The sequence below is a fragment of the Actinomyces johnsonii genome (assembly GCF_006546835.1).
GTDB classification, from domain to species: Bacteria; Actinomycetota; Actinomycetes; order Actinomycetales; family Actinomycetaceae; genus Actinomyces; species Actinomyces johnsonii.
In genome coordinates, this window is record NZ_VICB01000028.1 from 1 (window position 1) to 8,860 (window position 8,860).

8 protein-coding genes are annotated in these 8,860 nt (G+C 65.9%); 7 read left to right on the forward strand and 1 reads right to left on the reverse strand.

The annotated features are described in order from the left end of the window. The first annotated feature begins 107 nt into the window (after window positions 1-107). From adfA to FK256_RS13845, 7 genes are read left to right on the forward strand one after another with little or no spacing between them, the layout of a single operon-like run. Entirely contained in the window at window positions 108-1,253 is a 1,146-nt protein-coding gene (adfA, locus tag FK256_RS13815; RefSeq protein ID WP_141425149.1) for an actinodefensin-associated protein A, read from the forward strand. Further along, on the forward strand, window positions 1,250-1,465 hold the full coding sequence (gene adfB, locus FK256_RS13820; RefSeq protein WP_021605411.1) for an actinodefensin-associated protein B: 216 nt from the start codon (window positions 1,250-1,252) through the stop codon (window positions 1,463-1,465). The genes adfA and adfB overlap by 4 nt, the downstream gene beginning before the upstream one ends. Next, a complete protein-coding gene (locus tag FK256_RS13825; RefSeq protein ID WP_021605412.1) occupies window positions 1,462-2,253 on the forward strand; it encodes a hypothetical protein in 792 nt (263 codons plus the stop codon). The genes adfB and FK256_RS13825 overlap by 4 nt, the downstream gene beginning before the upstream one ends. Further along, window positions 2,220-3,974 (forward strand): ABC transporter ATP-binding protein, encoded by a 1,755-nt coding sequence (locus tag FK256_RS13830; protein WP_021605413.1) that lies wholly within the window; start codon window positions 2,220-2,222, stop codon window positions 3,972-3,974. The genes FK256_RS13825 and FK256_RS13830 overlap by 34 nt, the downstream gene beginning before the upstream one ends. Continuing rightward, window positions 3,971-5,956 carry an alpha/beta hydrolase family protein gene (locus FK256_RS13835; RefSeq protein WP_141425150.1) on the forward strand — a complete coding sequence of 662 codons (1,986 nt, stop codon included), beginning with the start codon at window positions 3,971-3,973 and terminating at the stop codon, window positions 5,954-5,956. The genes FK256_RS13830 and FK256_RS13835 overlap by 4 nt, the downstream gene beginning before the upstream one ends. A gap of 26 nt (window positions 5,957-5,982) precedes the next feature. Then, window positions 5,983-6,363, forward strand: a complete 381-nt coding sequence (locus tag FK256_RS13840) for a hypothetical protein (protein WP_141425151.1) — start codon at window positions 5,983-5,985, stop codon at window positions 6,361-6,363. Beyond that, on the forward strand, window positions 6,357-7,670 hold the full coding sequence (locus tag FK256_RS13845) for a S8 family peptidase (protein WP_141425152.1): 1,314 nt from the start codon (window positions 6,357-6,359) through the stop codon (window positions 7,668-7,670). Before FK256_RS13840 ends, FK256_RS13845 begins: the two co-directional genes overlap by 7 nt. A 37-nt stretch (window positions 7,671-7,707) precedes the next feature. Here the strand turns inward: FK256_RS13845 and FK256_RS13850 are convergent, their stop codons facing one another. Then, window positions 7,708-8,379, reverse strand: a complete 672-nt coding sequence (locus FK256_RS13850) for a response regulator transcription factor (RefSeq protein ID WP_021605417.1) — start codon at window positions 8,377-8,379, stop codon at window positions 7,708-7,710. Window positions 8,380-8,860: the final 481 nt, after the last annotated feature.

Sequence of the window (8,860 nt, forward strand, 5' to 3'; positions counted from 1 at the left end):
GCCACTGCTACTGAGCCGCACACAACACGGGGCCTGTCCTGCGCCGTAGCAGCGACGCAAGACAGGCCCCGTCCTCAATCCAGTCACCCAGATCAAGGTTCACACCAATGAGTCACCATGATACCCCTTGGGCCGGCAGCAACCAACTACTCATCAACCGCGCAGGAACCTGGGAGCAGGTTGATGAGGACGCGCTCGCCGACAAGCACACGTCCGCCTCCCTCCGGTTTGTCCTCGCCCGCATCGCAGACGTCAGGCCGCCCTTCGGGCAGTCGCTCTTCACCGAGGTCCTTCATCGGGCTCCCGGAACACGACTTGCCAACGACTCGATTCAGACCCTGCAGCCCGAGCAGTACAGCACCGGCGTCATCAGTCTCGAGACCGCCGAAGAGGTACTGACCCAGGCCCTGCGACGGAACGCCTCTGCCACCGGCCCCTTCTCCTCGGCATCATCACCCGTTGACGACATCATCCTGCGCTATCTCAATGCTCTCACGGCGCCCACTGCGGACGGGGCCTCGGCACCATCCGAGACCGGGGCGAGCGACATCGACGCACGGGGCATTCGGGACCTCGTCGGCTCCATTCCGAGCGAAGCGAAGAAAGATACCCAAGGCGGGGGATTCTTCCAGCGGCTGCTATCTAAGAAGGACAAGTCGGACTCACATGAGCACGAGCACGCTTCGGAGGCCTCAGAACCGATCATCGTAGAGCCCGAGCCCCAGTGGCTCAGCATTGACGCAATTCAGATGATCGATGTCGCAAGGATCGTGTCACTGTCCTCATGGGAGGAGGCTCTCAGGGGACTCCCGCCGCGGGTGGCCCAGCTCCTGTGGACGACCTCCAGCGACTCATCGCCATCATCGGACACGCCGTACCGCCCGGCCCACGACCCCGTCGTTATTGGCGCCTTCGCCCAGGTCCCTTTCGAACAGCGCTCCATGGAGGTCCGGAACGGCATTCGCACCCACGACGCCGCACTGTTCCGCAGATTCGGGAAAGAGCCCGTCAACGACCACGCCGCAGCCCGGCTGCGCGCCGTCAAGGAGGCCGCCGAGATGTGGACCTCCTGGCAGGAGGAGCTGGCCGACGGCTCCCTCGCCGCCCAAGGCTGCATCGACGTCGACGGAATGACCTTGATCGGAAAAGACCCCTTCCTTCGGCAAAAGTACGCACCGGACGTGAAAAAGACCGTAGAGACAGAAAGGTGGGTGACCTCATGGCTGAGCGCTGGAGGCTCGCTGACGGAATGACCCTGACACACCTGGAGAACGGAGGATGGACAATCGCCGACCTCCATCGCCTCTCCATCCATGAACTGGATGAAGAGAACGGGGCTCTCCTTGACGAGGCCCTCCATTCCACCAATCCGATCCCACTTTCACCCATCATCGAGTCCGCTATTGAGTCCGGCATCATCATCGATTCAGATTCCACCACCAGTGCTCAGGAGAGGTCATTATGAACAGCCTATTCGTCACACTACTTATCGGAGGAGCGACCGGGGTCCTCCTGGGGACCGCGGGAGCGAAGATCTGGGCAGCCGCCCGCACCCGCCTCGCCTGGCCGGAGGGCGCGAATTTCCTGCGCTTCCACCTCTCGAGCAACTTCGTCATCGCCGCTGAGATCGTCGTGTCCGCCATCGCGCTGGCTGTTCCGGGTTATCAGATCGCCTCCCTCCTTCTCGCCGTCATCTACGCCGGATTCGTGGTCGGGGCCACAACGCTTAAGGGCCAGGAATGCGGCTGCTTCGGCATCGAGGGCATGAAAGTCGGTCCCGTCCACATCTGGGGTTGCGTCCTGACCGCCGCCGCCCTGCTGGCCAGTGTGGTCAGCAGCGAAGAGATCACGAGCCCCCGGCCTCTCCGCCTCGTGGTGGCACTGGCCTCGGCCGTCGTGATGACCGTCGCGATGCAGCTGTGGAACCGGCTGACCCGTATCGAGGTCGACGACACGAATCACGATCAGCTCCTCATCGTTCTGTCTCCGACATGCACCGCGTGCTCCGCGCTCAAGGTGATGGAGAACCACGACGTCGACGACTCCGAGCTCGACGGGACCATTCTGTGGGTGGACCGCGACTCCGAGCAGATCGCCTCGCTTCGTGAGGCCGGAGTCGATGTCTCCGCCTATCCCGCCGTCGTCTCGATGAGCTCTGCCGATCCGTCCGACGCCCACGTTCAGTCGGGCCTAGGTGAGTGCAGGGAGGTGCTTCAGTCATGGCGCACTCGGCAGCTCGCCCTTCAGGCCTGACCTCCGCGCGGCGTGTCCTGGCCTCGTCATGCGGCCGGGCACTGCGAGCCTCCACCCCCTCCATTATCATCGCGGCACTCCTCGTCGCCGCTCAGGCAGGTCTGAGCACGGTCTCCCCGCTGATGCTCCAGCGCATCATCGACAGCCTGCCCCAGAACCCCTCGACGGCGGGCATTCTCCTGCCAGGCCTTCTGGCCACCGGCGCAGCCGTCGCCAGCACGGCGGTCAGCGTGGCCTCGCAGCGTATGACGGCGTTCACCGGGCAGCGCTTCCAGGAGCGCCTGCGGGTCCTCATGCTCGACAAGCTGACCCGGCTGTCCTCATCCACCGTCAGCGCGGCGCCGGGAGGTTCCCTGCTCTCACAGATCACGAACGACACCGCCCAAGCGCAGTCCTTCGTCTCCACCATCCTGCCACAGGCCCTCGGCCTCATTGCCCGGCTGGGGATCCTGCTGAGCATCATGTGGAGCCGGTCCTTCACCATCACCCTGGTGGTCCTCGGACTGGCAGTGATTCTGGCCCTGCCCACTGAACGGGTCTCCCGGATGCTCAGCACGACCACCGACCGCATGCTCGACGCCATGTCCGTCTTCAGCGGCACCGTGGTGGAGCGCGTCGGCGTCACCGGCCACCTCTTCTCCCGCACGGCGGCCGATATCCCCACGGACCGGCGTCGGGCCGAGGAGACGGCTGCCGGTGTACGCGCCTCCTACACTCGCATGATCACCCTGGATAGCGCCTTCTCCTCGTCAATGGACCTCGTCGGCGCCCTGGGAACCGTGGCCGTGCTCGTCATCGGCGGATACTCCGTGGTCCAGGGGGACATGACTCCCGGGGCCCTGGCCGCTCTGGCCGCTCTCACTCCCCAGCTCTATGCCCCGCTCCAGGCGGCGTCCGGGGTTCGCACGGGGCTAGCAACGTCATGGGCCGCGCTGTCTCGCGTGAGCGACTTCCTCGAATCGCAGGAGGAGTGGTACGAGGCTCCCCCGGTACCGGTCGACGTCCCCAACGGCGGAGCGCTCCTGGTCAGGGAGACCGACTACTCGGTCGCCACCGGGGCAAGCAGCACCGTGCTTCTCGACTCGGTCAGCCTCACCGCCCGCTGCGGAGAGATCGTCGCCATCGTCGGCCCATCCGGAAGCGGGAAGTCGACCCTCCTCAGCCTGATCGCCGGGGCCAACCACCCCTCTCAGGGCAGCATCACCGTCGCCGGATTCTCCCCGGTAGTCACTGGTACCGAGGCCTGGAACAGCATCGTTCAGTACTGCCCCCAGGAGCCGTTCTTCCGCAGCGGCACCCTCAAGGAGAACTTCGAGGCGGTCTGCCCCGGCATCAGCGAGGCCAGAATCCACGAACTGTGCAGCAGAGTCGGACTCGACCTGTCACGTCTGGGGGACCGCTCCGGGACGAGCACGATGCTCGGGGAACGCGGGGCACGCATCAGCGGAGGAGAGCGCGCCCGCCTGGCGATCGCACGGACCCTCGCCCTCAACCCGCGAGTGCTCCTGCTCGATGAACCCACAGCAGCCCTCGACGACGAGTCCACCGATCGTCTCATCGCCACGCTACTCGACCTCAAACGCGACCACTGCATCGTCGTCACCACCCACGACGCCCGCCTCTTCGCCGCAACCGACCGGGCCTACCGCATGGAATTCGGCAGGCTCCGCGAGGTGCCCACACCGGCCCTCGCCCGAGTAGAGAAAGGAGTGCCCGCATGAGCGCGACGGTCACCCCCCTTCCCATCGAGCACCAGAGAGAAGGAATCAACCGGCTCAGCATCCACACGCTGGTGGACCATCGCACTGGCACCAGAGCAGTACTGGAGGCCCCGGTCTTCCGCACCTCCCCCAGGACGCGCATGGACCTGCTCCGTTACCGGGGGGTCACCTACGACCGGCAGTCCGGCGACGTCGTCTCCTCCCCGGTGCCGCACGGCTACCTGGGAACCGTCAGCGCCGGCCACCCATTCCTCTTCTCCGAGCGCGGTGACGGGCTGCCCCTGCCTTTCGGACCGCGGGGCTGGGTCCTGTCCACCTGGCAGGACGACGGGCGCGTCGAGGTCAGTGCCTGCGACGAGATCGGTACCACCGCATCCCGGTGGGGAACTAGTACGCGTTCCCTTCTGGGCCTTCGCCCCAACCCGGCCGGCTCGACCCGCCTGTGGCACTTCGGGGACCACGTTGTGTGGCTGCGTCAGGAGTACCAGCCCTCCGAGGTCGTCACTCGTCACAGCGGCGACGCCGAGCTGTGGCCGGACGCCCTAGTGGAGGAGTTCTTCACCTCCTCACTGTGCACCGTCATGCTCGACGACGCACCGCTTCCCGGGGTGCCTCAGGGCTCGGTGGTCCTCCTCGAGGCCGGCTCCCCCTTCCTCATCGGAGTGGCCAGCACGCCCGAGGAACTGGCCGCCTTCATGCGGGAGGACCACGTCCCCCACTACCTCGTCGATCTCCACGACGGGAGGAGTGGGGAAGACCGGGAAGGCGCATCGTCGTCGGTATCCCTGATCGGCGATCTGCCCCGCGGATCGGTGGCCCACCGCTCCCTGGGCGGGCGCAGCGTAGTGATCTTCACCGAGCGCCTGGTCGATGAGACGATCTCCTACTCCGCCGAGGACGGTTCGGTGATTGCCACCGTCGCTGACGGCGTCAGCCACTACACGGGGGTCCCCGGACTGACCGGGGTATGGGTCGAGCTCGGCGCACCCCACGTCCTGCGGTGGGCCGGGGGCTCCTGGACCAGCGACAGCCCGATCGACCGCATCCTTCCCGGCGGGGCCGACGACAACGTCCAGGTCATCACCGCCGACGGCTCCCACCGGCTGGTGGGTATCGGCGGGGCAGCCGAAGCATCCGGCGCCCCTCAGACCTCCTCGTCCCCCATTCTGTGGTGCCCCTCGTCGGAGGATCCCGCCGGCAACATCTCCGGAACCGTGATCACCCGAATCCTTCCCGAGCGTTCGGTCGACATCACCCTGACCGAGTCGACACGCGGATCGGTCCCGCTAGTCTGGTTCGACAGCTCCTGGGCACTGCCGATCGAGGCCTCCGAGCCCGCCCTCATCGACCTGGGCTCGCTGCAGCCGGACAGCGTCCGGTGGTGCCACGCGGGCTCGCGCCCGGTAGTTCGAGTGGGTATCGATTACCAGGCGCTGGCCGAGGTCCGCGCAGAGGACATCCTGGCCGAGCTGCACCAGGCCTGGGAGGCCGCCCTGGGGGTGATCTCCTCCGAGCTGCCGGATTCCCCAATCCCGCCTTTCCTGGGTGGCCACAGCTTCGGCGCGGCGCTCGCGGCCGTCTCGGTGCTGCGCGGTATGTCCTCCCCCAGGGGGGTGCTCCTGCGCAGCGGCGCATATGACCGGTATGCGACGCCGTCGGGATTCGAGCACGACCGGCGCACCGCCGCCTCCGATCCCAGCCTGTACAGCATGATGACCATCCTTCCCAGCACTCGCGCGCACCGGGATATCCCCTTCTTGCTGACCTGCGGGGACTCCGATGAAAACTCGGCGACGACTCCCGAGCAGTCGCTCTACCTGTACGAGAACCTCCTGGTCGCAAACGCCGACGTCACCCTGTCCGTCTTCCCCGGCGAGGGCCACGTCTTCAGCTCCCGGCAGTCGATCGTGGATCGCCGTCGCCTGGAGGAGAACTGGATGAGTGAGCACATCCAGTCCCCTCAGCAGTCCCACCACCAGTAACCAGCCACCGCCTAAGGAACACCATCATGAGCCGAATCAAACGCTCCGATATCAAGGATTCCATCCAGATCGTCCTGGCCTCCCGGGACGAGCCCGGAATGACGGGGTGGATTCCCCGCACCGATCAGCCCTCCACGGAGAACCGCGACTCGGTTGAGGCCGACCTCCTGGCACTGCGCGACCTCCTGAAGAAGTACGGCGATGCCCTGTCCGGAGACATCGAGAAGGATGCGGCCCTGGTGACCGCCGCGCGCCGTCGTGGACACGCGGTCGACCTCGTCGTGGGCAGGGAGCGCGTTCCGTACAACGGCGAAGCGGGCTTCCTATCCTGGATCGAGCACAACGGGTCAGTGATCTTAACTCTCGCCCCCGTTCGCAAGCTCTACGAGGAGGTGGCCCGATGGTGAGCATCGCGGCACCCGCTCGTGCGCCTCGTCTTCGCAGGAGGGCACTGGCCGCCTGCGCTACGCTGTTCCTCCTCCTGGGCGCGGGGAGCACGACGGCCGGCGCCGCCTCGGCCGATTCATCTTCTAACGGCTCACTGCTTCCGGGCGATCCCTTCCAGTCCAAACAGTGGTACCTCAGCTGGCAGGACCGCCCGGGCTCCCCCTCCACTGGCAAAGGCGCTTCCGTGGGCATCATCGATACCGGCGTCGACGCCTCCCACCCCGAGCTGGCCGCCGCATACGACTCCGCCAACAGCAAATCCTTCCTGTCGGGGGGCTCCTGCAACGGAGACACAGCCTGCGACGATCCCGGCCATGACGGCTTCGGTCACGGGACCTCCGTCGCCGGGATCGTCGCGGCAGCCGTGGACGGGCACGGCATCGTCGGGGCCGCTCCGGGGGCCAGGATCGTCAGTCTCAAGGCCGGGGACCGGACGGGCACTTTCTCCGCCGACGCCGTCAGCCAGGCGATCCGGTACGGGGCGGACGCGCATCTCAGCGTCCTCGTCATGAGCTTCACCGTCGACCCCTGGTTCCGCTACTGCGACAACGCGCCCGCCGACACGGCCGAGCAGCGGGCACAGCAGAAAACGGACCTGGAGAAGGTGACTTCGGCGCTGAAGTACGCCGCCGATCACGGGGTGGTCCTCGTGGCCGCCGCCGGCAACGAGGCCTACGATCTCGACCACGGCACATCGGACCCGTACAGCTCGGGCTGGTCCGGTCAGGGAGTACGTCCCGTCACCGATCAGTGCGTCACCATGCCCGCCCAGTCCGACGACGTCATCACCGTTGGGGCCATCGCCGAAAAGGGTGCTCGGAGCAGCTACTCCAATGTGGGCGCCGCACTCGACATCGTCGCATTCGGGGGCGAGCCGCCTCTGGCAGGGCCGGGCGATGCTGTGCTCCAGGGGCCGGAGTCGGGAATCCTCACCACGGTATCGGCGGACAGGCTCCGTCAGGCGGGTGCGCTCAACGACGACGGCTCTCCCCGAACCGACGAGGTCCTGAGCGACTGTCCCTCAGGAGGGGGTTCCTGCAGGTACTACTGGTACCAGAGCGGGACGTCATACGCGGCGCCCCAGGTGGCGGCCGCGGCGGCGGAGCTCAGGTCTCGCGGGGTACCGGCGGGTGACGTCAAAAAGCAGCTGACGACGTCGGCGACCCCGATCTCGTGCCCGAGCGAGAAGCAGGCTCTGGCATGCGAACCCATCACAGGCGGAGGCAACACCTGGTACGGGGCAGGCGCGCTCCGGCTCCCCAGGTGAGCAGCCGACCGGAGCCGCTCAGCGGAGAGGAGAACCTTCACCTCTCCTGATGAATGGCGACAACCAGCTTGAGGCGCGAGGTCACCCCGTACTTCTTCATGAGGTGGGAGACATGGCTCTTGACCGTGGCCTCGGAGATGAAGAGGCGATCCGCGATCTCAGCGTTGGAATAGCCCTCGCATAGGAAATCCAGCACAGCTTGCTCCGCCTCGGTGACACCGGGGCGCGAGCTCGGAACGGGGCGCAGGTACTGGGAGACGAGGCGGGAGGTGGTGGCCGGGGAGATCGTCGTTCCGCCGTTATGAGCGGCGATGACGGCCCGGATCACCTCCTCCGCCGAGGAGTCCTTGAGGAGGAAGCCGTTGGCCTTTCGATCCAGCGCAGTCCGCATGGCCTCATCGTCATCGAAGGAAGTGAGGACGATGACGGCGACCCCCGGTATCCCCTGCTTGACCTTGGTGAGGAGCTGAAGACCATCCATTCCCGGCATCCGCACATCGGTGATGAGCACGTCGACCCGGTAGTTCTGCAGGAAGCTGAAAGCATCCGTTGCAGACCCGAAGGTGCTGAGCACCTCGATCTCCTGCGCTTCGCTCAGGTAGGCCCTGAGGGCCTGCAGGACAAAGGGGTCGTCATCGACGACGATGACCCGGATCTTCTCCGAGCTATTGTTGCTGCTTAAACTATTCGAGGGAGCATCTGTCCGCATGGAAGAATGATACTGAGTTCGCCCGATCCGAGAGCGGTCAGTATGTCTTTTCTTGCCTTCGACAGCCAGATATCCGTCACATGGCGCCCCACACGACGCACCCACCTGCTCCACACAGGAGTTGCCGTCTTGCTCCTCAGCACCTCACCGGTGACTATAGGCGTCCCACTTACTCCTTCCGCGCTCCTGGTCACCGCCATGAGCCTGGCCTGCCTGCCCCTGGCATCCCGGCTTCCTGCCGCAGGAGCAGCCGCAAGCCTGGCTGTCGCCTGGTTCGCCGCCAACTCCCCATACGATTTAGGCGGTATAGCCTTGTTACTGCCGTGGGGGCTTTGCATCATGCTCCTGGGCCGAGGCCTACGACGCGACATGATCTACGTCCTCGCCTTCGCGACGACGTTGGTACACCTCTCAGCAGCATCAACGTGGTACTTAGGGCTGATCCAAACAGCGACTTTCGGTGTTCCTTGTGTGGTGATCG